Source organism: Rhodococcus sp. OK302 (assembly GCF_002245895.1).
Taxonomy (GTDB): Bacteria; Actinomycetota; Actinomycetes; order Mycobacteriales; family Mycobacteriaceae; genus Rhodococcus_F.
On record NZ_NPJZ01000002.1, the window covers coordinates 564,486 to 588,150 of the forward strand.

Genomic DNA, 23,665 nt, shown 5'->3' on the forward strand with positions numbered 1-23,665 from the left:
GCCGCTACTGGTCGTCGAGTCCGGCGAATGCGGAATCGGGCAACGGGAAGTGCTCTCGCACCGTTGCTCGCCGGTGGTGATCGAGCCACCGCAGGGTCTTCGCCCGGTCGCCGGATTCGGCGACCGATCGGAATTCGTGCCAGAACGGAATCAGTCGATCGTCACTGAGACGCCGCCCGTCCAGGGAATCCAACGCGCTGTCGATAACGTCGAGTGGAGACCCGGTATCGGTGATGACACGTAATCCTGCCAGGACCGTCCAATCGGAGTGCGGCCGTTCCTGCCGTGCCGCGTAGACGCGTTCTTTGCCGGCAGAGACTTGCTCGATCGAGCGATCCGTGAAGGCCGTCAAGGATGGTCCCAAGGCCCACCAGGACACTAATTCCACCGCGGAATCGGTGTCGAAGATGTCGAGTTGCTGGTCGGCGTGAGATGTATCGCGGTGAAGGCGCTCGTACAGGTCTCGGTGCATCGTGATCACTTCAGGCGAGAGGGGCTTTATCAGGGGTTGGTGGCTGTAGTACAACTTTTCGCGATTGGGAATCGGGTCGATAGCGACGGTGTCGAACCACCATCCGATCGGGACGTGAAGGAGCTGTGCGTGCAGGCCTTGTCCGATCACGGTCCATTCGGATCCGAGCCGTGCCACGACGGACTCGAGGACTCGTTCCCATGCCGCGCCGCGTCCCCGGCGTGGTGTTGCGGCTTTCATGATCGAATCCGCATCGAACTGTGCACGCATCTCGTCGATTGTCGGTATCCGGGGTTTCTTGTCGATCACCAGAATCTCCATTTCGAGGTCGTTACTCGTTGCTCAATATTTCTGGATAAAGGTTCTTGATCCAGTTCAGCGGAACCTTCAAGGTTTCAGCGACTTTCTCCGCCCAGGCGCGATCGATGGTTGCGTTTCCGGTCTTGAGATCCCAAACCTGAACGATAACCTCTATGACTGTGCCCTCGTCGAGGTCCTCAACGAACTTGCTCAACACGGCATCTGGGCGGATCGAATCCGGGTATCCCCGACGAACATCCGTGACAGATTCAGCGAATGCTTTGAAGGATCGTTCGGCTGCCAAGCGGTGATTGGGGGCGAACTCTTCAACTTGCTGGCTGAACACATTCACCAGGCCTTCGAACTGTGTGTGAGCGAAGATCCCGGTGAGCCATGCAGGAAGACCAGCGCGATTTGTCTCGAGAACAGTCCACAAGGCGAGGGACGCTATCGCTTGGATCCCCTCCTCAACAAAATCGAGGACTTCCTGGTCTTCCGGCGTGGGAGGTACGTCGGGCGAGATCTCTGAAGGTGTTTTCGGCGTTCGGGCTGGGCCTGGTTCGATCGTAGCGAAGGGCGGGGCCAAGGTTCCAGGTCCCGGTGCGGTCGGTACAGAAGTGTCTGGGGGTGGCGACGAGGGCCGCTCGGTGGGGTCTGGATGTGTGCTGGGATCGGGAAGGTTTGAGGGGTTGGGGTCGAACGGATCGAAGTCCGGGGGACCAGGTTGGACTGGAGCGCCAGGCGCCTCTGGGTTAACTGGAATTTCACCTGGATTTACCGGGTCACTGTCCGTAGGTTGCACGCCAGGTTCGGTTACTGGGTCGGTAGAAAGGTTCGGCCGTGCAGGTTCCGGAACACTCGGATCCGGACGTACAGGTTCGGGAATCGAGGGAACATCCGGCTGCGAATGCTCATGTGGTGGAACGGTGCCGTCGATATTAGGAACGGGTCGCGGTGGTACCGCTCCATTCCGAATGGCACCTGGCAGGTTGGCAGTCGGTGGCGCTTGTTGGGCCGACCGGTTGGAGACGATCAACTGCTCCGCGCGCGCTGCGCCCGCAATCAATCGTGCGCCGCGCAGAGGCGGTACGACGAAGCTGAGGATGTCTCCGGTGTAGGGGTGTTCGACGACGCTTCCCGGATCGAGGTGTCGCGGCGGTTCCGCCAGCACCAGCTCGCCGTTTCTGGAAACGTAGGTGCTGAGGATGGAAGTGGAGTTGTCGTACACCTGCCAGGGATTGCCCTGCTCGTCGTATGTGACCTGCAGGTCATGTACTTGACCTTCAGGGTCGGTGTAGTTCCATCCCCACACGTTCGGTGTCTTCGATTGTTTGCCGGACCATGTTCCACCGTCGGCGTCTTTGATGGTCGCTGTTCTGGGCGGTCCTGGATTGGTGGTGTGGTCTTCGCCACCAATGGTGGACGTGACGGGTTGTTGTGTCTGATTGGCGAGGATGGTGTCGCCGAGTGGGTTTCCGGTTCCGGTGTCGGTGATCGGGGGTTCGGAGACCTGCGAGTCGGGATCGGCGAGCATCAACTGCGCCAGGTCCGAGTCTGCCGGATCGGCAGGTTCGGTGGTGTAGTCGGTTCCGCCAATGGTGGAGGTGACGGGTTGTTGTGTCTGATTGGCGAGGATGGTGTCGCCGAGTGGGTTTCCTGTTCCGGTGTCGGTGATCGGGGGTTCGGAGACCTGCGAGTCGGGATCGGCGAGCATCAACTGCGCTAAGTCCGAGTCCGCCGGATCGGCCGCTGCCTGGACGGGATTCGCGGCCAACGTGGCCTGCGCATTCTTGCGGGCCTGTTCACCTGCCGGGGTCATGGGACCGATGAAACCCGCTTGTTCCTCCAGCGTCGCGCGTTCTTCCGGGGTCAGTGGATCAGCCAGAATCGGGTACAGAGGATTGAGTCCGGTGGTGTCGACGACCTGAACGAGCTTCCCGTCCCGAACCTCGTAGTGGGTCGGGATCGGTTTGCCGTTGGCGTCGTACGCCCACGGAGCCTCGACCGTAGAGACGGGACTGCCGTCGGCATCGAAGACGGTAACCGAGCTGTCCGGATTCACAGCCATGTGCCCGCCGGGCGGAACGTGTACCGGGATCTCTGCCTCGTGCGAGGAGGTCCGGTCGTGGATGAGGTAGAAGAACCGACTTCCCTCATTGAACGGATCGGCGACTCTGAGCTGGGACTGGCCACCGGGCGCGTACTGCATCAACGGCGCCGCGAGGGTGCCGACGGTTTGGGAGAGAACGGATTCCGGTGTCCGCGCACCGAACGGTGTGCGGCGGCCCCGGACACCGGCACCGGCGGCGGCGAAGGCTGCCGCGCCGAGGAGAGCGAGTTCGAGCAACCTGTTTCGGCCCTCGCCCGGGTCGGTGGGGGAGACGGCGACCGGTGCCGATTCCGGGTGCACCGGAACGTCATTGGCGGCGGGAACAGGTCCGGGACCGCGATCGGAAGTCGCTGTTGGAGTGGATGTTCCAGGTAGTGACGGCTGTGGCGCCGCCGTGTCCGGCCCGGCACTGCTGCCGGGGACATCTCGTCCCGGTGTGTTCTCGGCACCTGCCGGTGCGCCCGGTGCTGCGGGCACGGCCGCGCCGGGGACCGGCACGATGTCGGTGCCGTTGTAGCGGGGCATCAGTGTCGGTGCGTTCGCCCCGACCTGCAGACCGGGCCCGGCCTGTCCGCTCGGGCCTGCCTGCCCGGGTAGCGCCGGCGGCGCGGTCGTGGTGGACGGCGCGGTCAGACACGGGTTGATGTATTCGGGTGGGATCGGAGAACCCGGCGGTAGGGCAGCGATCATGTTCAGGTAGATCTGATGATCACGTGCCCGTACTGCTTCGCAGTCCTCCGCGGGGGTGGCGTGGGCCGGCGGGGCAGCGAGTGCGAGCGCGCCGCTGAACGCGCCGGCGGCGGCGGTGGTGAGTGCACCCGCGGCGAGGATTCCGGCGACACGTACCCGCCGGCTCACCGGTTCGTCTTCCGGCTTGTCGAGACCACGTTCGCGACGAGGGTGTCGGTGCCCCACCAGAACAGCCGGCCCGCGATCGACATCACCAGGAACAACCCCAGATACACCCACATGGTGCCGTGCTCGGCCGCCCAGCCGGCGACCCGGTCGAGGTTCGCGAACACCAGTATCAGCACTGCGAGCCCGGCCGCCAGCGACAGTGCCGCACGCGCCTTCCCGGCGGCCGCACCGCCGGTGACAGTGCCGCCCGCCGGCGGCGTGGCTGCGGCCCTGTGGTGGCTGACATCGCCGCTCGGGTCGGTGTCGGTGTGTGTCGTGGTCTGCGTCATCGTCTTTCTTCCCCCGGATTGTTCGTTTGATTGTTCGTTTGTGCTCCCAGACGGTCCCCGGAGGTGCTGGCGCGCATGCTCGATTCCTGCTCGCACCGAGCGATCGGCACCGTCGGTGCCGTCGACAGACCGCGCTCGAACGGAAACGACCCCCCGGGGCTGCGGACCGCGTAGGTGTGCCGCCCCGGGGGCGGGATCAATCGAGTTTCGCGACCGCTGCCCGCAGGAGCGCGTCGAACTCTTCCCGCGGCGGGGTGTTCGTATCCGATGGGGTCTGCTCGAGCATCACCCGGTAGGACCCGACCCAGGCGTGACCCACGATCCTCAATGTCGTAGCGGGAGAAGACGCGTCACCGGGAAGCAGTGAGCGGACCTCGGCCCGCTGCCGATACACGATCACCTCGTCCGCAGCCAGGCCAGCCGGCGGATCCAGGCGGGTGGTGACCATCACCGTCGAGTCCACGGGCGTCCCGTCGACCGTCCGCGTGGTCACCGCCGTGGAACACGGACCGAAGAACATCCGCTCGACGAGCGCGGGTGGTTGACTCTCCCCGGTGGACACGGCGGTGACGTAGATGTCGCCGGTCGTGGTCTGTGCGTTCGCGGCCGCCTGGGGTGCCACGGTTTCGATCCGTGCCTGTTCCTCACGGGGCTGTGCGCAGTCGGCAGGCTCGAACGTGGTGTTCGAGATCGCGTCGGCGAGCTGCCGCCCGTACGCCGCCGGATCTGGAACGCGGTAGTACTGCGAGCCGGCCGGAAAATCGGATTCGACCAACATCAGTGGCTGCAGATCCTCGGGCTGTACCGCATCCGCGGTCCCATCGTCGCTCGAGCATCCCGACATCAGCACGACCAGACCGACCGCGACCGCGGCAGCACCCCGGCTCACCGGTCCGCCTCCGCCGCCGCGGTGACCGTGCGCGCGGTGAGGGTGTCGGTGCCCCACCAGAACAGCCGTCCCGCGATCGACATCACCAGGAACAACCCCAGATACACCCACATGGTGCCGTGCTCGGCCGCCCAGCCGGCGACCCGGTCGAGGTTCGCGAACACCAGCATCAGCACCGCGAGACCGGCCGCCAGCGACAGCGCCGCACGCGCGAGGCGGGCGCCTTCGCCCTGGGCTGTCGTGCTCGGTGCTGGCGCCGGGACGGCGTCGCCGCCGCGTGGATCGTCGCGTTCTCCGGTGCTCTCGTGCGTGCGTGTCGTGGCGTGCGTCATCGACAGATCTCCCCTGTGTTGGCGTCCCCGAAAAAGTCCGTGGTCAGAGCCAGGTCGGCTCGGAGTACACGTACACGCTGTCATCGGAGGTGGCGGTCGAGGCCGCGAGCATCGAGTACGAACGGATCGACACCGCACCGAAGCAACCATCGACCTTCACATGCAGGTTCGAGGTACTCACCGACGCCCTCGCGCCCTCGAGATCCTTCTTGCCGAGCGGGATCGTGGTGATCGTGCCGAGCTTGACCTGCGCCGAGATCGACGGACCGATGTTCGCGTTCAACCCCGCGTTCGGGCCCGTCAGCGAGATGCCGACACTCGGACCGATCGTCATCGCCAAACCTGCTGTCACACCGGACGATACGTCGACGGCGCAACCGACCTGCAGACCCTGCTCGATGTAGCCGGTCCGCACCGGAGCCGTCCCCTCGCCGGTGATCGTGCCGGTCGTCTTCGACGACAGGAAGCCTTCACGGGTGAACCGTGACGCGGCTAGGTTCGGTACCGGGTTCGCCGACAACTCCGTCGCCGAGACCGCCAACACCCAACCGTCGTCGGTGGTCTTGGAATCCGACTTCGACTCCAGCTTCGTCGGCTCCGCCGATGCGACCCCGCAGGTCCCCAGCACTACCGCGCCTGCAGCGACCATGGACACGACAGACTTCTGCCACATAGCAGACATAAAGGATTCTCCCACCCTGAAATACGTTCCGCGAACACACGATCCGTATATTACCGACCGTCCAGTTCTCAAACTAACACATCACCTACCGGCCCCAGACCGGCACCGGCTAATTCATGGCGAATCTTGCTCTCACGCACGGATAGTTCACGACCTGGCGCCTCGTGAGCGAGCGGCTCACGGAATGCGAGTGCATGCTGCTCACCGTGCTCGCGTGCACGCAACCACTCATGGTAAACGTCGCGGTGTGCGTCGCCCAGGCCTGTGGCGCAGCGGATCCCGAGGCGCCCTGATATGTGGGAACGTTGTCGAGTGAGCGTGAGGAAGTCACCCCAGAACATTGGTGACGCTCCGGGGTGACTTCCCCTTTATGTGCGATTGGTAGCGGTTCGCTGCCGGGGCAGTCGGTAACTCGACGGTGGTGTCGGAATGAAACTCCGCGTGTGCTCGTTGTAGAGGCTGTCGGTGTCCGGTTCTTTCCCCGGGTACCACCCGACCGTGCGGCTCCGGGACTATTTCAGGTGTCTGTACAGCGTCGTTCTTCCGACGCCGATGATTTCGGCGATGTCGGTCAGATGCATCCCGTTCTCCCGCATCCGTTGTGCCTGTGCGAGTTTCGTCGACGTCATCTTCGGGGGCCGGCCCCCGGTACGGCCACGCGCCCGAGCCGCGGCGAGACCGACCTGAGTCCGTTCCCGGATCAGGTTGCGTTCGAATTCGGCGAGAGCGCCGAAGATGGAGAAGATCAGTTTTCCGCCGGAGGTGGTGGTGTCGATCGCTTCGGTCAACGATTTGAAGCCGACACCGCGGGCCGCGAGATCTTCCACCGTCTGCAGCAGATGGGGGAGTGAGCGACCGAGCCGGTCGAGTCGCCAGACGACGAGGGTGTCTCCGTCGCGAAGATGGGAGAGTAGGTCGCTCAGTTGCGGGCGGGTGGTGGTTGCACCGGACGCGGTTTCGGTCCAGACTTTGAAACAACCGGCAGCGCTCAGAGCGTCGTAAACGCACACCCAAACCCGCAGAATCGCTCTGACGCCCTCCACTCCGATGCGTGCGGAGGAGTGAGGTCGAGATGCTAGCTAGATGCATCAATGTTGTATCTGGTGCAACTTTCACTCAGCTCGCTTGGTGGTCCCATCGTCTCCACGCTGTCGAGCCTTGTCGGGGTTGATGTGGAGCCGAACGCCCTTATAGACGACTGTGTGAATCGCACCGGAGTTTCCGGAGACTTCATCCTTTGGGAAAGATGGAGTCATGTCGTCAGGAACGAACAAGAGGTACCCGCCCGAGCTGCGTGAGCGTGCGGTGCGGATGGTCGCAGAAGTCCAACACGAGTACCCGTCGGAGTGGGCGGCGGTCGAATCCGTCGCCGGCAAACTCGGCATTGGAACAGCGCAAACGTTGCTCAACTGGATCCGGAAGGCGCAAACCGACGCCGGCGAACGACCCGGTGTGACAACCGAGATGGCAGCGGAAATGCGCAAACTCCGAGCCGAGAACCGGGAACTCAAGCGTGCCAACGAAATCCTGAAGTCGGCATCGGTTTTCTTCGCAGCGGAGCTCGACCGCAACAACAAGTGATCATCGACTACATCAACCGATACAAAAACGAGTACGGCGTCGAGCCGATGTGCAGGGTGCTCACCGAGCACGGCTGCACGATTGCGCCGTCCACCTACTACGAAGCCCGCGGCCGTTCCGCATCTCGACGGTCTGTGCGCGACGAAGAGCTGAAGATCGAGATCAGCCGCGTGCACGCTGAGAACTACTCGGTCTATGGCGCCCGCAAAGTCTGGCTCCATATGAGACGCGAGGGCATCGACGTGGCCAGGTGCACCGTCGAGCGACTGATGGGCATCCTCGGACTCGAAGGCGCACGTCGAGGGAAGACCAAACGCACCACCATCGCTGATCCGCAAGGGCATCGCGCAGACGATCTGGTGCAGCGGAAATTCAACCCGGTGGCGCCAAATATGTTGTGGGTAGCCGACTTCACATATGTTTCGACGTGGTCAGGTTGGGTATATGTCGCGTTCGTCATCGATGCGTACTCACGCAGAATCCTCGGCTGGCGAACCTCGACGACGATGACGACCCCGTTGGTGCTCGATGCGATCGAGCATGCGATCTGGACACGCCGCAGAGAGGGGATTACGGATTTGTCGGGGCTCATTCATCACAACGATCGCGGGTCGCAGTACACGTCAATTGCGTTCACCGACAGGCTCATTGAGGTTGGTATCGATGCCTCGATCGGTGCTACCGGGTCAAGTTACGACAATGCTCTGGCGGAGACGATCAACGGGCTTTACAAGACCGAGTTGATCAAGCCTCGCGGGCCGTGGCGAACGGTCGAACAGGTGGAAATCGCCACGCTGGAGTGGGTGGACTGGTTCAACCGCCGACGTCTCTACGAACACTGCGGCGATGTGCCTCCGGTCGAACTCGAGGCGTTCTACTACGGTAAACACAGAACTACGCGAATCGCGGAGTTCTCAAATCAGTAAGTCTCCGGACTCGCCGGTGCGATTCAGTGTACGGCACATCGTCGTCGTTGTCCGGGTCGCCGGAGTCCGCAGGATCAGGCAGTTCCGCGATCTGTTCGATGACGATCTGTGCTCGTGCCGCACTGGGATCAAACATCTCCTGAAACGGCCCGACGAACGACCCCCCAAGCCCGTGGTGCTTCGCCCGAACCGCCGCCCACCAGAGCAACGGCAACGGGCCGAACATGGCGAACAGCAGTAGAAGTCCCAGTACCATGCCCACGAGCGTACCGACCGGCCGCTATCAAACAGCATGTCGACCATTACAGACAGCAAACGGGTCCAACGTCAATGCGACAATCCCTGCACGGTTCGGTGTCCGCATGGTTTCACGAGGAATATCGCAGGTTTCGAATACTGCACATCCGCCAATCGACTTCCCTGGCCGTCGCTGATCCGGAGCAGCAACGCATCCGAGGGGTTCGCGATGGACCATTGGTGGTTGTACTGGAGGCCGGCGGCCACCGCCCTCGGATGTACGTCCGTTTTGTCGATGGTCAAAACGCACACCCAAACCCGCAGGAAGGCACGCAGCTGGAATTCGGATCCTGGCCGAGATGTTCCGGTTTGCAGAGTCTCACTGCAGCATCGAATCGTGGCCAACCAGCCTTTCGGGTTGGAGGGGCGCTGGTGACTACACCTACAGAGAAGTCGCTGCACTACGAAGCTATGAGCCTTCAAAAGTCATGTGCCCAGACCTATTGGCTTGCCAATGGGAAGTGTCGATGACGCTCGGATCAAATGGTTGGTTGCGATTCTCGCTCAGGACCGAGCGCCGATCACGAGGTCAACGATCTTTTCGATATTGAGGGGCGGTTCGGTGTGCTGTGAAATTGCGGCGAGGCGGACCGGGGAGACCAAGGCTGCGAGGACGGTGTCGGCGTCGATGTCCTGTGCGATCTCGCCTCGCTCAATTCCGCGACGGATCATTTCGCCTGCGGCATCGAACCTATTGCGCCAGAACGCTTTTCTCGATGCCAGGACTTGTTCGTCATTGGTTGGCATGACGCCTGTTCGGGACAATGCAAGCCCCAGGGGGGTTGCCAGCCAATCTTGGAGGTGTGTCGCGAATTCGAGTAGATCGGTACGAATCGAGCCGGTGTCGGGAATGGTCAATCCCGACGCCGTGAACTCGTTGAGAGCGTCGATGATCACGGCGTCGACGGTTTTCCATCGACGGTAGATCGAGGTCGGGTGCACATCGGCGTCGGCAGCAATAGCTGCGATCGTCACCGACTCGGGTCCGAGTGCCGCAACCTGGCGGACCGTGGCGTTGATAACGGCCACACGTACGGCGACACCTCGTTGCTTCATGTCTCACATTCTGCCAAGTCATAGGCCGCGAAAATATCGCAACTTGCTGTTGCTATATTTTCGATAGAGGAAGTTTTCGAATGGAGAAGGAGTTTGACGTGGTCGTTTTCTTCGAGGTGCTCTTCGTTCTTGCATCTATCGCGATGCTTTGGTTCGCGGCATACGTTGTCTATCGGTTGGTTACTGACGAACGCAGGTGATGTCGATGCCCGACTTGCGCAGTGATCTCGCAGATTGTGTCGCTGGGGTTGAATCTGAACGCCGCTCTGCAGCGCAGTTGGCCGATCATCTCGGCGAAGGCGAGTGAGGCGTCCGGTCGTCCGTTTGGTCGATGGTCAAAATGCACAACCAAACCCGCAGGAGGACGCTCAGCCAGCTTTTGGTTCGTATCGACAAGCCCTGCGATTTCAGAGAAGGGCGGCGCCTAGAGAAGGCCGTGCACAAATCATGAATGAGCCGTTGGATGCCGGGAATCGTCTGAATCTCGACAGGTAGCGTCGAGGGGGAATGCTGCGTAAACATATGGCTCATTGTGAAGGGGCGGAATGACTGACACCCGTAAGGCGATACTGGCAGGCGGATGTTTCTGGGGTATGGAGGACCTGATCCGCCAGCAGTCGGGAGTGATCGCGACGCGAGTTGGCTATACCGGTGGGCAAAATGATCGGCCGACCTATCGCAACCATCCGGGGCACGCGGAGGCCGTCGAGATCGTCTACAACGCTGCGCAAACGGACTACCGGGCGCTGTTGGAGTTCTTCTTCCAGATTCACGATCCGACGACACTGAACTACCAGGGCCGCGACTTCGGATCCAGTTATAGGTCGGCGATCTTCTATCTCGACGACGATCAGAAGCGGGTCGCGCTGGGCACCATCGTCGATGTCGAGGACTCACGTCTGTGGCCCGGCAAGGTAGTCACCGAGTTGACCCCCGCCGGGACCTTCGGGGAGGCGGAGGCCGAGCATCAGGACTATCTGCAGCATTACCCGGATGGCTATACCTGCCACTTCCCGCGGTCTAACTGGAAGTTTCCGAGGAATCGAACCACCGCCTGAAAATCATCTGTTTTGTCGATGGTCAAAACGCACACCGAAACCCGCAGGAAGACGCTCAGCGGGTTTTTGGTCTGCCGGTCTGATACGAGGATCCGTCAAAGCTGCAACGGGCCTACATTCGCGTTTCCACGGACTCTGCCGGTACGGGGCGAACCTATCCATCGTAGACCCGGTCCGAGCGTCAACGCCCAAAGAATGGGCAGAGAGTGGAAGTAGCGGCTGCGTCCACGATCTCCAGTCCTCCTGGCCCTTCCATCAGGCTCCCGATTTCGCTTCCGAATTCGGGATCTGTCGTGTGCTGGAGGCAGTAGTCGTAGCCTGTCGCAACCAATTTCGATGTTTGGTCTGCGGCCGGGGAGGAGCTGGGCTGCGGGAAGAGGTCGAATACAGGGAGCGAGCAAACCCGTTCGAAGTAGATTCGTTCGCCATCCTGGATATCTGTTCGCGGGATGGTCAGGAACGCGGTCAGCGTCTGATCGAGGCTGGCGGGTTCGAACCCTAGCGAACACCCGTTACCGCCGTAGTCGGCACCGGGCACGAAGGTTACTGGCGCCGGCCCGGTGGGGATCGACATTTCGACCCTGACCTCCCGTGAACTCGCCGACGGTTCCGAGGGATTCGTCTGCTCTGCTGGTTTTCCGCACGCACCCGCAGTAATGCAGGCGGCAATTCCGAAAACGATGACGAAAGAAGGTGCCCGCATCACTTCAGTGTTCCACCCCGTGTCTGAGGGCGGAACGCACAGTGACCTGATGTTCTCGCCAAACTGCGAGCGTTTGGCGGGGACTTCTCATTCCAGGGCGGCACGAGCGACGCAGATGCGCGTTTGCCAGAATCCGCCGATGGTCAAAACGCACACCAAAACCCGCAGGAGTCCTCTCAGGACGAGTGACGTGCTTGGCGCCGAATTGATCCAATTCGACCAGCGACTGGACCCGAATCGCTTGTTACGGTTATGGCGTGATCGCTGAGAAACAGTCCCGCTGGAATCACAACATTCACTACCACCGATTGATCCTTGATGCTGTGCCCGGTCATGCGTGTACCGCGCTTGATGTCGGTACGGGAAACGGTTTGCTTGCAGTCGATTTACGGCAAAAGGTTCCTGCGGTGACGGGCATTGACCGTGAAGAGACAGTGCTGGAATCTGCCCGGCAAGAGCACGATGACATTGATTGGGTTCTCGGAGACGTGATGGAGTATCCATTCACCGGCACGTTCGACGTGGTCGCCTCGGTGGCGACTTTGCATCACATGTTGGATCTACACGCGACGCTTCGTCGCCTCGCCGAATTGACTTCGCCTGGTGGTGTTCTCGTGATTGTGGGCCTTGCGCGTCCAACGCGTCCGGCTGATTTCGCATTGGATCTGGTTGGGGTTGTCCAGCACAGATGGCTATCGTGGCGACGGAACTATTGGGAACACAGCGCGCCGACAGTCTGGCCGCCACCCCACTCGTACGCCGAGGTTCGGCGGTGCGCCGCTGCCCAGCTACCGGGCATGTATTGGAGGAAGCTACCAATGTTCCGCTACGCGTTGACCTGGCACAAACCAGGGACCCTAGCCACGTCGTTTAAGTAGTCGGGGCGCTGCTTGCAGCGTTGCCGGCTACCGGCCATGTTCGTCGATCCAGGTTGGCGGTACGGGTTGGAATCTCGTACGGCGAGAACGCACGCTCGATTCCGACTAGATCGTCTATGTGGTGGTGGATTCCAGAGCGAGTAACTCTCCAGCCACCAGGTAAGTGTTGATTGCACAGAGTTCAGCCTCGTGGAGACCGATAGTTGAATGCAGTCCCTTGTTGGCGAGCTTGTCGAGTGCCGTGAATCGCGTGTAGGCGGTTTCGACGGTTGTTATCAATGTCTCGGCGACGGTGTCGCTTGCGCTCTGCCGTTTGATGTATTCGAAAATTCGGTTGCGGTAAGCCTCGTCGCCGAGCGAGTTCCCAGACTCGCTCTTTGCTTTTGCTTCGCCCGGAAGTAGATGATCCGCAACTGATTTCAGTATCCGCCGGCATGTCACTGCAGCCTGAGCAAGGTCTTCGGACGACGACTTGCTGTCCGGGTCACTCTGGGCCGCTTCTCTCAAGCGTCTGTGTGCCGAGGAGAATTGATCGAGGACTTCGGGGACCTTCTCAGCAAGGATTGCGTCGACTCGGGATCGAAATCGCTCGAAAATTCTCTCATTCACGTTCGTGAATTCAAGTTGCCGCTCCATACGGCACAGATTCGAGAACAGGAGGTGACGAACTCGCTCCCGGACTCCGCGAGCGAATGTCAGCTGCTGGAAGGCATTACCACCGTCGTCTGCATGCTCTAGTCCTACGATCATGATGTCCAAATCGCTCAAGCCGTGTGAAAGTATCTTGTCGGTGTTCGGTCCCTCCTTAATCACTCGATTACCGAAATACCGCGTGAGTGCGGCCTCGTGCGGTCCGTCTTCCGACTTCCACACCTCTGGGTCGGCCATCAAGTTTCGTGTGTTCTCAGCGTTCGTCGCAGGTAAGCCACCTGATGGGGAAAGCTCGTTGCCGAGATAGACCGCGAGTTCTGTCTCGCCGAGAAGGGATGCCATGCGTGCTACTCGTCGGGCAGTGACGTCGACCGGTCGATCGTCGATCTCGTCGAGAGCCTTGCGAACCAAGCGCAATAGATCTGAGCTACCGAACTCGTCACGAGAAAATCCATCAGTGTGCACTGGATGATGTTACCCAACACGGGTATTAAACCCGTCGCCCCGAGAATCTTCCGTTTTGTCGATTGTCAAAATGCACACCCGAACCCGGAGAACGCCGCTCAGCGGGTAGGCCGAATCTGGGGACCGGACGCTAGAGTGCAGGTGTCCGCCGACGCTTCTGCGCGGTTTCGACATTCGCCTGGTAGCGGTTCAAAGAACCGCAAGGCCCGCTGCGCAAATCTCTGACACTGGCACAGCCGCGCAAGGTGGCCACGGCAAACGACGAGAACATTACGGCCTCGATTCCCGGACGCTCGCCCCAACACACGGTTTCAGCGGCGCGCCCACGCAAACTCCCCATCCACCGAGAGGAACCAAAAACGATGCACAACAACGTGGTCGATGCAGACAGAGGGTTGACCGAATCCGACTTCATCACGGTTGCAGGGTTGATCCTGGCCGCGGTGACGATTGCCAGAGTCCGGCGCGGCCGGCGATCGAGCATCGAATCCTGAGCTGGTACCTCGTTCGTCAGATGTAGTACTGCAGATGGATGTGCAGTCGAGTACCTGCTGATTGACTCTCTCCCGGAAGGGAGTCGTCAATGAGTAGGTCCGTCAACCGAAGCCGCTGGTCGATCGTTGCGTTGTCATGCGCCGGAGCGGCATTGGTGGCCGCGTTCGTTCTGGGCCCGGCCGCGTTGTTACGCGGACGCTATCCGCAGTTCCAGGATCAATCCGTCATGAGTGAGCTGCTCGGCCGCGGCTTGGTCGACTACTGGGGTAGCGGAGTCCGCACCTATCCTCCCGGCTTGGCGGAGATGGTGGACTACTGGTTCGAGTGGCACGCGATCAAGATCGTCATCTCGGTGCTGCTGACCGCGGTTCTGGGTCTGCTCGCGGCGACTCTGTGGCGGCGATCTCTGACGGCCGGCGTAGGTTGCGTGGTCGCGGCGGCCACTACGACTGTGCTGTCATTGTTTTCGGTGTTTGTGGCTGTGCTCAACATCCAGTCGACGGTCGCACCCGTAGTAGTGCTGCTTCCGATGCTCTCCGCTGACAACGCGGACGGGCAGACAGCGCAGTCTCTGATCGAGAACGGTGTGCAGAGCGGAGACTCCAGGCCGCCACTGCTTGAGTTGCTCACACAGGTCGAGCACTACAACTGGGCGGTGATTGTCGCTACCGCCGTGGTGATCGCTGTAGTCGCTACCGGAACCGTCATCGCCTTCCGACGCTACAGATCGTCGGACACGACAGACGGTGCCCACCGTCGGGTGTTCGTCGCCCTCGGATCGCTCGGTGCTGTGATGACCATTGCGATGGCGCTGCTGTTCGTCGCGGCCGTCGTTGCGGTCGTAGATCCAGGAGAAGCCCTGCTCGGCGCGGTCGGCCTGTGACTCTCAACGATTCGGTAACGAAAGGTCGCCGGAACGCGCCACTCGGACGATCATTGCCGCACCTACTGGAAACGGTTGCCCGCCTGGAAGCGGACGGAATCGGGTTCACTTCACTTACCGAAGAAATCAACACCACAACACCCGGCGGCCGGCTGATCTTCACCATCTTTGCCGCCCTTGCAGAGTTTGAACGAAATCTGCTGCGGGAGAGGACGTTCGCGGGGTTGGAAGCGGCGCGACGGCAGGGCCGTAACGGTGGTCGCCCCCCGGCGCTCGACGACAAGCAGAAGGCGATCGCCCGCAAGATGAAAGGTGCGGGAGTCTCGATGACTGCGATTGCCGGCACGCTCGGCGTCGCCCGATCAACCCTGTACCGCAACGTCAGTTAGACGGTTGGTGCACAGCGCTTCTGATCACGGAATGTCAGAAGACGGCTGCACGCGATGCTGAAAACGCAGGTCACCGTGCAGTCGTCTTCTGAAACTGACAGCCTCGGCAGGAATCAGGGGTCGATTCAGGGCAGACCAATGGTGGTTGGACTTCGTGTCACCGTGTCCAACCACCATTGGTTAACAACGCACCTGGTTGAATCTATTTGAGTACGTCGCTACCACCTCGCGTTGCTGCCGTACTTGCGAGCAACATAGAGCGAGCGGGCCATTAGACCTACGAGGGCGAATGCGATTGGGAGCGTTATAGCGGTGGGTGTGTACATGTCCGCAAAGATTGCGAGTGCACCCACTACAAGCAGAACCACCGCGAGAACGACTGAAAAGAATCTGATGATCCTCAGTTCGCGATCATGATGCGTAGAAATGGCAACTCCTCCACTGGTTACTTCGGTGCGGATGTTGTTGTGGGAAGCGGCAAAAAGCAAGGGCGCACAGGTGGTCGACCGCCTGTGCTCGATGAGAAACAGAAGGCAATCGCCCGCAAGATGAAAGGTGCCGGCGTCTCTATGACCGCCATAGCCGACACCCTCGGAGTCGCCCGATCAACCCTGTACCGCAACGTCAGTTAGACGGTTTGTGCACAGTACTTCTGAACACGGAATGTCAGAAGGCGACCGTACTGATGAAGCGCGGCATGGCTCAACCGATGCCCCAACCAAGAAGTACCCGCATCACAATGGCAGCCGCGTGGAAATTCCCTGCGTGACTGCGTAATCCGCGAGCAGATCAGCCCCCGAGAAACGGCGCCACAAACACACAAGGCACTGGGCGGGTGTTCTCCGGATCGAGGGCATTGAGCATATGACCTGTTGCCACCCTGGATGCTGCAAGTGCTAGATGTTCCGAGTAGTCCAGCGAACATCCATCCTGCACAACGATATTCGTGGCGTTAAGCGCTTCGACATATCCACTGGTGAATGGAAGTACCAACTGATCGTATCGGGTCATGATGTTCGTGTACGTCACCGTCGGTGTATAAGGCCCGACAACTCCGCTCTCGCCACCCGCCCATAACTTGGCCAGGAAATCCGAAGCCGGGAACCCTTGGGGGCAACCCGCACAGAAGGGAATCACCGTCCGCGCGTCATCGGGCGCAAGGTCAAGGATCCACTGTCCATCACCGTTCGGACCAGTCCCGAGAGTTCCCCTCCAGGCCGGACCCAGTGACACAAATTTATCCACAACGCGCGCTCCGCCAAGATATTTCACGTAATAACTGCCAACGAGGGTGCCCTCAGAAACGCCCACAATGCTGACCTTCTGTGCACCTGTGGCAGTGCGAACACGCTCGACGAATTCCCCAACCTCTGCGGCGCTGTCATCGAGTCGTCCCAGGCCCCCCACCGAATCGAACGGCGCCGGTAGGCTTGCGTTTTCCCCGAACGTCAGCGCAAAAACGCAGTACCCCTCGTTGGCCAGTAGCGGTGAGATTGTGGTGAACATATTGAACCGGTTGGCACCCAATCCGTGTAGGAGAACCACAGGCTCTGGATGTGCGACCGAAGGTACACAGTTCCAGTCATTGGAACCCGCTGCGGATCCGTACGGATCGCGGACAGAGTCCTGAACGAAGAGATCATAGGGAACGGGATACTGAGGCTCGGCCGTCGCGGTGGCGCTGGCTGAGCCGATCAGTAGTATCAGGCCAGCCAACACAACCAGCACGGATCGAAATCCCGACATCGCTTCCTCCGTAAATAGCGGACAATTGACGTCACGCTAACTGCCTTTAGCGGACGATGCGGAGGAATGCTCAATATTTACATATGTCTGGACGGCGTGTCCTCCCCGGCGATGAACGACCTCGGTCTCAACGGGTCAACGCACCGTTCGCTACGCCCACTATCGAATTCCAGCACAAGGGGCGGTCATGTATCTTGACTTCCAGATCGTATCTTGACTTCCAGATCTTGGCCACATAATTGAACGAAATCTACTGAGGGAAAGGATATTTGCAGGTTTGGAAGCGGCGAGAAAGCAAGGACGTACTGGTGGTCGACCGCCTGTGCTTGATGAGAAACAGAAGGCGATCCTCCGCAAGATGAAAGGTGCCGGCGTCTCTATGACCGCCATAGCCGACACCCTCGGAGTCGCCCGATCAACCCTGTACCCGCAACGTCAGTTAGACGGTTTGTGCACAGCACTTCTGAACATTGAATGTCAGAAGACGGCTGCACGCGATGCTGAAAACGCAGGTCACCATGCAGTCGTCTTCTGAAACTGAGAGTGTGTTTGAAAACCGTCAGCTTCGGGCGAGCCGCCTAGTCATGGTCGCGATCATCGCGATGTGAACCATGGCCTCGTGGTGGTCGGGTCTGGTTTCGTAGTCTCGCACGCAGCGGCGGTGCTTGTTGATCCACGCGAAACTTCTCTCGACCACCCAAACACGGGGACGGACATGGAAACCGGTGGCGCCGGGGATACGTTTGATGATCTGCATAGGCAGGGCGAGAACATCTTTCGCCCAGACAGGCAAACGCCCGGGATAACCACCATCGGCCCAGACCAGCCGGATAGTGGAGAACCTGCCGCGCAGTGCGGCCAGGAGTCGGTACGCGGCGTCGCGGTCCTGGATCGAGGCAGCGGTGACGACAACGGCGAGCAACAGTCCGTTCACATCCACCGCAATGTGCCGCTTGACGCCGTTCGTTCTCTTGCCGCCATCCCAGCCGCGGCTCGATCGGGGCACGGTATCGGCAGCCGGCACCGTCTGCGAGTCGATGATCGCCGCGGTCGGGCACCGGTCCCGCCCGTCACGCACCCGCAGCCGGTCGCGCAGAACGTCGACGATGCGCTGCCACGCGCCGCTGTGGGCCCAGCGGGCGAAGACCGCGTACGCCGTCCCGGTTGGCGGGAACTCCACCGGCAGTTGCCGCCACGCGATACCACCGCGCACGATGTACAAGATGGCATCCACTATCACACGGCGGCAATACTTCTCGGGTCGTCCCCCGCGGCCTGCCGTGCTGCCCGGCGCAGGCAACAGTGGTTCGAGAGTCGCCCACTCTGCATCGGTGACCGACGACGAGTACACCGCGCAACCATGTCCGCTCGCCGCCTGGGGCGGGCACGACGGGCATGGCGAGATCGGCGATTGTCGCATTGTGGGCTCCTGGCGCGGGCGGGGACTTGGTAATCACCGACCCAACCAGGAGCCCACTTCTGCAGTGCTCAGCGAGGCACACGCCCGCAATCGCGAGTTCTCAAACACCCTCTGAGAGAATCGGACCGATGACACAGGTACACAGCGACTTCGAATTGACGATGGACGAGTTGCGCACCGTCGCACGGTTCGCCGCGGAGAGCGCCCAACAGTTGCTATCCGCATTCGAGGCCGAAGCGCCTGACGACCGACGCCCACGAGCGGCACTCGACGCTGCATGGGCTTTTGCCGACGGAGCCCCGAGAACCAACCTGCAGCGCGTCACCGCTCTCGATGCACACCGGGCCGCAAAGGAAATTGAGAGCGAGACCGGACAGCTCGCAGCGAGAGCCTGCGGTGACGCCGCGGCCGCTGCCTACCTGCACCCCATCGCGAAAGCGACGCAAGTCGGCCACATCTTGCGAGCGGGCGCGTGTGCCGCCCGAGTAGCCGAGCTGGATGCAGGCGGCGATGAAGCCGCCGCAGCAAAATCCGTAAAGTCGACGTGCGATCGCGCTACCCCCGTACTGCTTGATGTCCTCGGGCGGTACCCGGCTGCACCTGTGGGGAAGAGCAGGCTTGCCCAGCTCATGGGCGCTCTCGATGATTCCTTACGCTGCCGCGACACCTAGAGCCGAATCATCCTCTCCGGAAACGCGTTTCGATCCGGTCAGGTAGGTGGACTGTCGTGGGTGGTCTCGGCGAGACCACCCGTTGGGTTTCTGTTGTGGCCAGTCTTCTGGTTCTGGTCATGCACATGATCGGAATCGAGTTACGGTGCATGCATGACAGCTGCTGAAGAAGGCCATGAGGTTGATCAACTCCGCGTCGTTGCACAAGCCCGTCTGGAAGTGGCAGTGGGAGAAGGGCGTCTGACGCTCGAGGAGTACTCGGACAAGGCGGCGGTGGTCTGGTCGCCGACCGCAGATCGAGCGCTACTTGCGCAGATCGTGCCTTACAGTGCGGATCCGCCGGCCGCGGTGTCGCCGCCGCAGTCGACCATCGTGGGTGTCTTCGGTGACACGAAGCGGTCCGGTCGTTGGTCTTTGGCGACAAAGACATTGGCGTTGATGTTGTTCGGGGATGTCAAGTTCGATCTGCGTTCGGCGACTATCACTGCGCACTCCTCGACTATCACCGTCGTGTCAATTTTCGGAGATACCAGTGTGGTGGTTCCGGAGGGGGTTTCGGTGGAGCTTGGTGGTTTCGAACTCTTCGGGGATCGGGAGTTCGACGGAGGCAGGCAGGATGCCGGGCCCGGGGCGCCGGTCATCCGCGTTGTTTCGTATTCGTTGTTCGGTGATTTGAAAGTGCGTGCACGCTAGGTGGGGTCATGCGTGCGATGCAGCTGAGCTGCGGTGCTACGTCCGACTGTAGTCTTCGGACGCGTGTGTATACCGACCTGCTTGGACACGTGGTCACCAAAATGGTCGGGCCACCTGCAGATTCGGAGCATTTCGTGACCGAAGAGTTCGCACCGTCGCTGTGCGCTCGCTCGGTCAACTTCCCTGTCCGCCACGAACCTGCGATCGCCGTTTTCGACGGCTGAGTTCGGTCGCACTACGTCGCGGGCAGTGACGAATCCCCGTGGTGGCCAGTGGCTATGACGACCACCTGGACAACAGCGTCTTCAGGCATATCTGGGTAGTAGTTGGCCCGGAGTTGTTGTGCGAAATTCGTCATGTCGGTGCCGGGTGGCTGGCGAGCTGCTAACGGCGACAGATGAGCGAGATCGTACGTTTCTACAGCAGTGACCTGTCCGGCAAGGGGGCGGGCGGTCGGGTGATTATCGAAGATGAAAATTGCCGGCCCTTCGTGTATGTCTTCGCGCCAGCGGACGGTGGAAACTTTCGCGCCAGAAACCACTGCCGTGTAATGCTTCTGATGAAAGTGCACGGTTTGAGCAGGCGCGCCGGTCGTCATGTTCCCATTGTCCACTAAGCAGAGCCGACAGATGTGCGGGAGGAAATATGGTGATCAAGGTCTTGGCGTTCGACACCTTCGGAACCGTCACCGATTGGCATACCGGAGTCAGTGACAGACTCGCCGAAATTTTTCCGGTCCTGGATGCGGCGCACGTTGCATGCGATTGGCGCCGCACCTACAGCCCGGCGTTGGCTGACGTCGAAACGGCCGCACCGACTATCGCCACGCGGGTGCAGGGCCCCGCTTTTCCGGCTTGGTGGGATCGTTGACGACTTGGCTGGCTCGTAGGGGGTGTCCGGCCTCGTGTGGCTGGTAAGGGAGGTGTCGACGCTGCGTCGTTCTTCGATTCGAGTGCACAGTAGAACTGCGGCGCGGTGGTCGTGAGTGGTGCCGACCGCAACGCTGGCGAATGGATTTCGGATGGCTCAATCTTCAAGTCGATCGCACAGTATGTGTTGATTCCGCGGTCGCCCAGCGTATTTACTGTTCGGCTGTCGGCTGTGCGTGCAACACATGCGTTGCATGCATTGCGTGCACGGTGTTGGTCGCGGCCGGAAGGCTCGTAGACAAGGGGTCAGTAGCAGTAGCAGTGGTGGGCGTGGGAGGGGACATTCGCGGCTGACATGAAGAAGTCGCGATGGCCAGCACGTGATCCCTCTATCGGTGTGGCGGTCTGTCGCTGTGCGCCTTGATTTTTCGAGTCGTCGATGAATCCGGTTCTGTACCGAGATGGTTGGGATGGTTGTCGAGTTGTTGTGCTTGTTCGCGTAGGAGTGTGCGGTCGATGATTCCAGCGGAGAGTGCGGCCGGTCGGTGTCCGATATGGAACATGCCGTCTGTGTGTGGGCACGCGAATACCGCCATCCCTTTGACGCCGTGGTGGCGTTTCTTGGCGGCCTTCGCGTCGTCGCGGGTGTAGTAGCCGCGGTGGTTGCAGCGTTCGCACATCGACCAACGGGCGGTGGGGTTGTGGGCACGGTATCTGCTCATGCGGCACGGCTGATTTGGAGGTTGAGCCAATCAGCCATCCACAGGATGGCGTTGCGTCCGGCGTTGTCGACGACGAGTGCGTTGTAGTTTTGGTGTGCGCCGGAGGCGAAGAACGATGCGGCGTCGAGTCCCTCGCCTACGAGTGATGCGAGGTCGGATGCGTCTTGCGAGTTGGCCATCGTGGTCAACGATCCGGCCAGTGCCGGCAGGTCGAGGCTCTGGGTCTGGTTGGTGATAGTTGCTGCGGCGGTGGTTGATTGCTTTCCGAGCAGTATCGGGGATGTCTTGGTGGCTTTACCGGAGAGCATATTCACCGCAACCGAGGCGAGTTCGAGTCCGACCGGAACGAGGCCGGTCATCGCGGCGCCAGCGGCGAGAAGATCGGGGAGCTGGCCGGGCGGTGGCAGTAGTTTCTCGATTGCGGCCCAAGCGATTTCCTGAATCTGTCCGACCAGGTTGGAGAGCTTGATGATATCGACGTTTGCGAGGATCGAGGTGAGAAGTGAGGCGACCTGGGAGTAGCCGGACGGGTCGGGGATGACGGAGAGCACCTGTGAGACCCATGTCAGATCAACCTCTGCGGCCATGCGGACCAGTGGGGAGAACTGGTTGTTGAGGTCGCCGGCGACCTTGTGGGCGCCTTGTGCGTCGAGCGCTGCCACCTTCTGCGGAAGCAGGGTCAGGTTCGCCAGGATCCCCGGCATGTCGAGTGAGGTGACACCGGTAGCGACGCCCAGGACCTGGTTGACGACGACGGTTGGTTTGAGCACCGAAAGTACACCGGACGCTGAACTCAGTACGTCGGTCGGTGTCGACGCGAGCGGCGCGACATGGCTGTCGAGTCTGCCGGCAGTGGCCCCGAGTGCGGTGATGTCGGGTGAATTGGCCGGAAGTGTTGCCGTGCCGTGGTCTGTGAGTTTGGTGGCAGCGTCGGCGATCGTCGTCGCTGCCGTCAATGCGCTGGTCAGATCGGATTGACCGGCACTGTCGAGGACTTTGCTGGCATTGTTCTCCGGTGTTCGGGCGGGTGCGGCGGCGAGTTGACCGTTCGCGGCTGTGTTGGCGGCACCGGATCCGAGCAGTTCCGCGAGTGGATTGATGGTGTTGACGAGCTCGGTGGCACTGGCTGCGACCTGTGCGAGGTCGACTGTGCCCTCTGTTGCGGAAAGCTGTCTGGTCAGGCCATTCGCAGTGCTCGCGAACCCAGGCAGGTCTGCCTTTGAGAAGTCGGACACCAATGCTGTTGCCAGTCGCGAGTTTCCACCGACTGCGCGGCCGGGGGTTGGCGAACTCGACGCTGTGGTGAGTATAGAGCCGAGCGATCCGAGGAGAGGGCTCGAGCCCTTCTTGATTGAGCAGTAGAGATCTTGGGGGTCGCAGATCGAGGCGACACGGCCGGAGAGTTTGCCCATACCTTGAGGCCGCGGATCTGCGATGCCTTGTCCGGACGGTTTCGGTCCGACGACCGATTCGCCTTTCGTGCCTGCGCCGGGGTCCGCGAGCAGTCCGACGGCGAGAACCTGGTCGGGTGTGACCGGTCCGGAGCCGTTGCCGATCGACGAGGCGAGATCGCCTGCAGCGTCTGCGCCTTGGGAGTATCCGGTGATGGTGAACTTGGTGTTCGAGCACCTGTCGGCGACCTCGGAGAGTGCGGCGTTGGCTTTGGTGAGTGCGTCGGCTTTGCTGTCCGCGTAGGTTTTTCCGTTGTCGAAGGCACTGGCCATGTAGGGCAGGGTGTAAATCTGTGCGGCGGTGCCGTGTTCAGCCTTGAGGCGCTCGGCGATCGATTTCAGCATGCCGACCGGCACTGTAGGGTCGGCGTCTTCGGTGATTTCCCAGGTTCCGGGGATGAACAGGTTGAATGTTGTCGCACAACCGGATTGGGTGGAGGCGATGGCCGGTGCGGTGAGGGCGAGCGAACTGGTGGCGAGAGTGGCTACCGTCAGCAGGGTGACCGCGCAGTGAGCGTTCGGACGTGGGATTGGCATGGGCACCTCATCTACCAGGGGGACAGTGCACGTGTCGGTGTGCGCCGCTGATGTCCTGCCAGTTGCGCCCACCATTCAGGTGTGGGGCACACTGTGGGCGATGCGTCCGGGGTTGATCAACGTGACCTGTGGATAAGTGGGTTGGGCGCAGGTGGCTCGAGGTGAGCGGTAGCTTATCGAAGTTTCGGCGCGATTCCACCTG

The 23,665-nt window shown here is 61.1% G+C and carries 28 protein-coding genes and 1 other annotated feature; of the genes, 12 read left to right on the forward strand and 16 right to left on the reverse strand.

The annotated features are described in order from the left end of the window. Positions 1-4 precede the first annotated feature (4 nt). The 8 genes from BDB13_RS30555 to BDB13_RS30585 form a co-directional block, all read right to left on the reverse strand. On the reverse strand, positions 5-781 hold the full coding sequence (locus tag BDB13_RS30555; RefSeq protein ID WP_141210781.1) for a hypothetical protein: 777 nt from the start codon (positions 779-781) through the stop codon (positions 5-7). A 22-nt stretch (positions 782-803) separates the two neighbouring features. Then, positions 804-3,740 (reverse strand): hypothetical protein, encoded by a 2,937-nt coding sequence (locus BDB13_RS30560; RefSeq protein ID WP_094275723.1) that lies wholly within the window; start codon positions 3,738-3,740, stop codon positions 804-806. Beyond that, a complete protein-coding gene (locus BDB13_RS30565; protein ID WP_094275724.1) occupies positions 3,737-4,069 on the reverse strand; it encodes a hypothetical protein in 333 nt (110 codons plus the stop codon). The genes BDB13_RS30560 and BDB13_RS30565 overlap by 4 nt, the downstream gene beginning before the upstream one ends. A 196-nt stretch (positions 4,070-4,265) precedes the next feature. Further along, a complete protein-coding gene (locus BDB13_RS30570) occupies positions 4,266-4,958 on the reverse strand; it encodes a hypothetical protein (protein WP_094275725.1) in 693 nt (230 codons plus the stop codon). Continuing rightward, positions 4,955-5,290 carry a hypothetical protein gene (locus BDB13_RS30575; RefSeq protein WP_094275726.1) on the reverse strand — a complete coding sequence of 112 codons (336 nt, stop codon included), beginning with the start codon at positions 5,288-5,290 and terminating at the stop codon, positions 4,955-4,957. Before BDB13_RS30575 ends, BDB13_RS30570 begins: the two co-directional genes overlap by 4 nt. A gap of 43 nt (positions 5,291-5,333) precedes the next feature. Then, complete coding sequence (locus BDB13_RS30580) at positions 5,334-5,972, reverse strand: MspA family porin (RefSeq protein WP_094275727.1); 639 nt, start codon at positions 5,970-5,972, stop codon at positions 5,334-5,336. A gap of 68 nt (positions 5,973-6,040) precedes the next feature. Further along, positions 6,041-6,196, reverse strand: coding sequence for a hypothetical protein (locus tag BDB13_RS32525; RefSeq protein ID WP_176459817.1), 156 nt, complete (start codon positions 6,194-6,196; stop codon positions 6,041-6,043). A gap of 288 nt (positions 6,197-6,484) precedes the next feature. Beyond that, a complete protein-coding gene (locus BDB13_RS30585; RefSeq protein WP_254923137.1) occupies positions 6,485-6,982 on the reverse strand; it encodes a recombinase family protein in 498 nt (165 codons plus the stop codon). A 244-nt stretch (positions 6,983-7,226) separates the two neighbouring features. On the opposite strand from BDB13_RS30585, the gene BDB13_RS30590 reads away from it, so the two are divergent. Continuing rightward, positions 7,227-8,479, forward strand: a protein-coding gene (locus tag BDB13_RS30590; RefSeq protein ID WP_094275319.1) for an IS3 family transposase whose coding sequence is annotated in 2 segments (ribosomal slippage) — positions 7,227-7,515 and positions 7,515-8,479 — 1,254 coding nt in all. Because the reading frame shifts where the segments join, the coding sequence is not laid out codon by codon here. Further along, positions 7,514-7,642 (forward strand) — a sequence feature (AL1L pseudoknot). Its footprint overlaps the gene before it by 129 nt. Here the strand turns inward: BDB13_RS30590 and BDB13_RS30595 are convergent. After that, positions 8,448-8,735, reverse strand: coding sequence for a hypothetical protein (locus BDB13_RS30595; protein WP_176459818.1), 288 nt, complete (start codon positions 8,733-8,735; stop codon positions 8,448-8,450). The two genes, BDB13_RS30590 and BDB13_RS30595, sit on opposite strands and share 32 nt — an antisense overlap. A 545-nt stretch (positions 8,736-9,280) precedes the next feature. Then, positions 9,281-9,832: a TetR-like C-terminal domain-containing protein gene (locus BDB13_RS30605; RefSeq protein WP_094275730.1), complete on the reverse strand. Its 552-nt coding sequence runs from the start codon at positions 9,830-9,832 to the stop codon at positions 9,281-9,283. Positions 9,833-10,377: 545 nt separating this feature from the next. Between BDB13_RS30605 and msrA the strand changes: the two genes are divergently transcribed. Next, the gene (gene msrA, locus BDB13_RS30615) at positions 10,378-10,890 is read left to right on the forward strand and encodes a peptide-methionine (S)-S-oxide reductase MsrA (RefSeq protein WP_094275732.1); all 513 of its coding nucleotides are present in this window, start codon (positions 10,378-10,380) and stop codon (positions 10,888-10,890) included. Positions 10,891-11,916: 1,026 nt separating this feature from the next. Continuing rightward, on the forward strand, positions 11,917-12,471 hold the full coding sequence (locus tag BDB13_RS30625) for a class I SAM-dependent methyltransferase (protein ID WP_369597492.1): 555 nt from the start codon (positions 11,917-11,919) through the stop codon (positions 12,469-12,471). Between the two features lie 114 nt (positions 12,472-12,585). On the opposite strand, the gene BDB13_RS30630 is transcribed toward BDB13_RS30625, so the two are convergent. Further along, complete coding sequence (locus BDB13_RS30630) at positions 12,586-13,587, reverse strand: hypothetical protein (protein WP_141210782.1); 1,002 nt, start codon at positions 13,585-13,587, stop codon at positions 12,586-12,588. Positions 13,588-13,949: 362 nt separating this feature from the next. Here BDB13_RS30630 and BDB13_RS33415 point away from each other — a divergent pair, with 362 nt between their 5' ends. The 4 genes from BDB13_RS33415 to BDB13_RS33420 all read left to right on the forward strand — a co-directional run bounded on the left by BDB13_RS33415 (position 13,950) and on the right by BDB13_RS33420 (position 15,986). Then, the gene (locus BDB13_RS33415; protein WP_254923138.1) at positions 13,950-14,081 is read left to right on the forward strand and encodes a hypothetical protein; all 132 of its coding nucleotides are present in this window, start codon (positions 13,950-13,952) and stop codon (positions 14,079-14,081) included. Positions 14,082-14,170: 89 nt separating this feature from the next. After that, positions 14,171-14,965 carry a hypothetical protein gene (locus tag BDB13_RS30635; protein WP_094275736.1) on the forward strand — a complete coding sequence of 265 codons (795 nt, stop codon included), beginning with the start codon at positions 14,171-14,173 and terminating at the stop codon, positions 14,963-14,965. Next, positions 14,962-15,354, forward strand: a complete 393-nt coding sequence (locus BDB13_RS30640) for a recombinase family protein (RefSeq protein WP_369597485.1) — start codon at positions 14,962-14,964, stop codon at positions 15,352-15,354. Before BDB13_RS30635 ends, BDB13_RS30640 begins: the two co-directional genes overlap by 4 nt. 512 nt (positions 15,355-15,866) lie before the next feature. Next, positions 15,867-15,986: a helix-turn-helix domain-containing protein gene (locus BDB13_RS33420; RefSeq protein WP_254923139.1), complete on the forward strand. Its 120-nt coding sequence runs from the start codon at positions 15,867-15,869 to the stop codon at positions 15,984-15,986. A 157-nt stretch (positions 15,987-16,143) separates the two neighbouring features. Here the strand turns inward: BDB13_RS33420 and BDB13_RS30650 are convergent, their stop codons facing one another. Then, on the reverse strand, positions 16,144-17,100 hold the full coding sequence (locus BDB13_RS30650; RefSeq protein ID WP_094275738.1) for an esterase/lipase family protein: 957 nt from the start codon (positions 17,098-17,100) through the stop codon (positions 16,144-16,146). Positions 17,101-17,422: 322 nt separating this feature from the next. Between BDB13_RS30650 and BDB13_RS33510 the strand changes: the two genes are divergently transcribed. Beyond that, positions 17,423-17,635, forward strand: coding sequence for a hypothetical protein (locus BDB13_RS33510; RefSeq protein ID WP_303396292.1), 213 nt, complete (start codon positions 17,423-17,425; stop codon positions 17,633-17,635). Positions 17,636-17,659: 24 nt separating this feature from the next. On the opposite strand, the gene BDB13_RS30660 is transcribed toward BDB13_RS33510, so the two are convergent. After that, positions 17,660-18,520, reverse strand: a complete 861-nt coding sequence (locus BDB13_RS30660) for an IS5 family transposase (RefSeq protein WP_254923140.1) — start codon at positions 18,518-18,520, stop codon at positions 17,660-17,662. A 128-nt stretch (positions 18,521-18,648) separates the two neighbouring features. Between BDB13_RS30660 and BDB13_RS30665 the strand changes: the two genes are divergently transcribed. Both BDB13_RS30665 and BDB13_RS30670 read left to right on the forward strand, forming a co-directional pair. Next, on the forward strand, positions 18,649-19,191 hold the full coding sequence (locus tag BDB13_RS30665; protein WP_094275740.1) for a putative immunity protein: 543 nt from the start codon (positions 18,649-18,651) through the stop codon (positions 19,189-19,191). A 153-nt stretch (positions 19,192-19,344) separates the two neighbouring features. Continuing rightward, on the forward strand, positions 19,345-19,884 hold the full coding sequence (locus tag BDB13_RS30670) for a LiaF domain-containing protein (RefSeq protein WP_094275741.1): 540 nt from the start codon (positions 19,345-19,347) through the stop codon (positions 19,882-19,884). A 235-nt stretch (positions 19,885-20,119) separates the two neighbouring features. On the opposite strand, the gene BDB13_RS30680 is transcribed toward BDB13_RS30670, so the two are convergent. After that, a complete protein-coding gene (locus BDB13_RS30680) occupies positions 20,120-20,482 on the reverse strand; it encodes an ASCH domain-containing protein (protein WP_094275743.1) in 363 nt (120 codons plus the stop codon). Positions 20,483-20,529: 47 nt separating this feature from the next. On the opposite strand from BDB13_RS30680, the gene BDB13_RS30685 reads away from it, so the two are divergent. Then, complete coding sequence (locus BDB13_RS30685; protein ID WP_441347255.1) at positions 20,530-20,754, forward strand: hypothetical protein; 225 nt, start codon at positions 20,530-20,532, stop codon at positions 20,752-20,754. Positions 20,755-21,142: 388 nt separating this feature from the next. Here BDB13_RS30685 and BDB13_RS30695 read toward each other — a convergent pair whose 3' ends face one another. Beyond that, the gene (locus tag BDB13_RS30695; protein ID WP_176459819.1) at positions 21,143-21,475 is read right to left on the reverse strand and encodes a hypothetical protein; all 333 of its coding nucleotides are present in this window, start codon (positions 21,473-21,475) and stop codon (positions 21,143-21,145) included. After that, complete coding sequence (locus BDB13_RS30700; protein WP_094275745.1) at positions 21,472-23,463, reverse strand: cutinase family protein; 1,992 nt, start codon at positions 23,461-23,463, stop codon at positions 21,472-21,474. Before BDB13_RS30700 ends, BDB13_RS30695 begins: the two co-directional genes overlap by 4 nt. Between BDB13_RS30700 and BDB13_RS32530 the strand changes: the two genes are divergently transcribed. After that, a complete protein-coding gene (locus BDB13_RS32530) occupies positions 23,462-23,599 on the forward strand; it encodes a hypothetical protein (protein ID WP_176459820.1) in 138 nt (45 codons plus the stop codon). The two genes, BDB13_RS30700 and BDB13_RS32530, sit on opposite strands and share 2 nt — an antisense overlap. Positions 23,600-23,665: the final 66 nt, after the last annotated feature.

Coding starts and splice junctions, on each gene's coding strand:
- BDB13_RS30565 (WP_094275724.1), bottom strand. CDS start 4,069: ATGACGCAGACCACGACACACACCGACACCGACCCGAGCGGCGATGTC.
- BDB13_RS30575 (WP_094275726.1), bottom strand. CDS start 5,290: ATGACGCACGCCACGACACGCACGCACGAGAGCACCGGAGAACGCGAC.
- BDB13_RS30580 (WP_094275727.1), bottom strand. CDS start 5,972: ATGTCTGCTATGTGGCAGAAGTCTGTCGTGTCCATGGTCGCTGCAGGC.
- BDB13_RS30595 (WP_176459818.1), bottom strand. CDS start 8,735: ATGGTACTGGGACTTCTACTGCTGTTCGCCATGTTCGGCCCGTTGCCG.
- BDB13_RS30605 (WP_094275730.1), bottom strand. CDS start 9,832: ATGAAGCAACGAGGTGTCGCCGTACGTGTGGCCGTTATCAACGCCACG.
- msrA (WP_094275732.1), top strand. CDS start 10,378: ATGACTGACACCCGTAAGGCGATACTGGCAGGCGGATGTTTCTGGGGT.
- BDB13_RS33415 (WP_254923138.1), top strand. CDS start 13,950: ATGCACAACAACGTGGTCGATGCAGACAGAGGGTTGACCGAATCCGAC.
- BDB13_RS30635 (WP_094275736.1), top strand. CDS start 14,171: ATGAGTAGGTCCGTCAACCGAAGCCGCTGGTCGATCGTTGCGTTGTCA.
- BDB13_RS30650 (WP_094275738.1), bottom strand. CDS start 17,100: ATGTCGGGATTTCGATCCGTGCTGGTTGTGTTGGCTGGCCTGATACTA.
- BDB13_RS30660 (WP_254923140.1), bottom strand. CDS start 18,520: ATGCGACAATCGCCGATCTCGCCATGCCCGTCGTGCCCGCCCCAGGCG.
- BDB13_RS30665 (WP_094275740.1), top strand. CDS start 18,649: ATGACACAGGTACACAGCGACTTCGAATTGACGATGGACGAGTTGCGC.
- BDB13_RS30670 (WP_094275741.1), top strand. CDS start 19,345: ATGACAGCTGCTGAAGAAGGCCATGAGGTTGATCAACTCCGCGTCGTT.
- BDB13_RS30680 (WP_094275743.1), bottom strand. CDS start 20,482: ATGACGACCGGCGCGCCTGCTCAAACCGTGCACTTTCATCAGAAGCAT.
- BDB13_RS30685 (WP_441347255.1), top strand. CDS start 20,530: ATGGTGATCAAGGTCTTGGCGTTCGACACCTTCGGAACCGTCACCGAT.
- BDB13_RS30695 (WP_176459819.1), bottom strand. CDS start 21,475: ATGAGCAGATACCGTGCCCACAACCCCACCGCCCGTTGGTCGATGTGC.
- BDB13_RS32530 (WP_176459820.1), top strand. CDS start 23,462: ATGGGCACCTCATCTACCAGGGGGACAGTGCACGTGTCGGTGTGCGCC.
- BDB13_RS30700 (WP_094275745.1), bottom strand. CDS start 23,463: ATGCCAATCCCACGTCCGAACGCTCACTGCGCGGTCACCCTGCTGACG.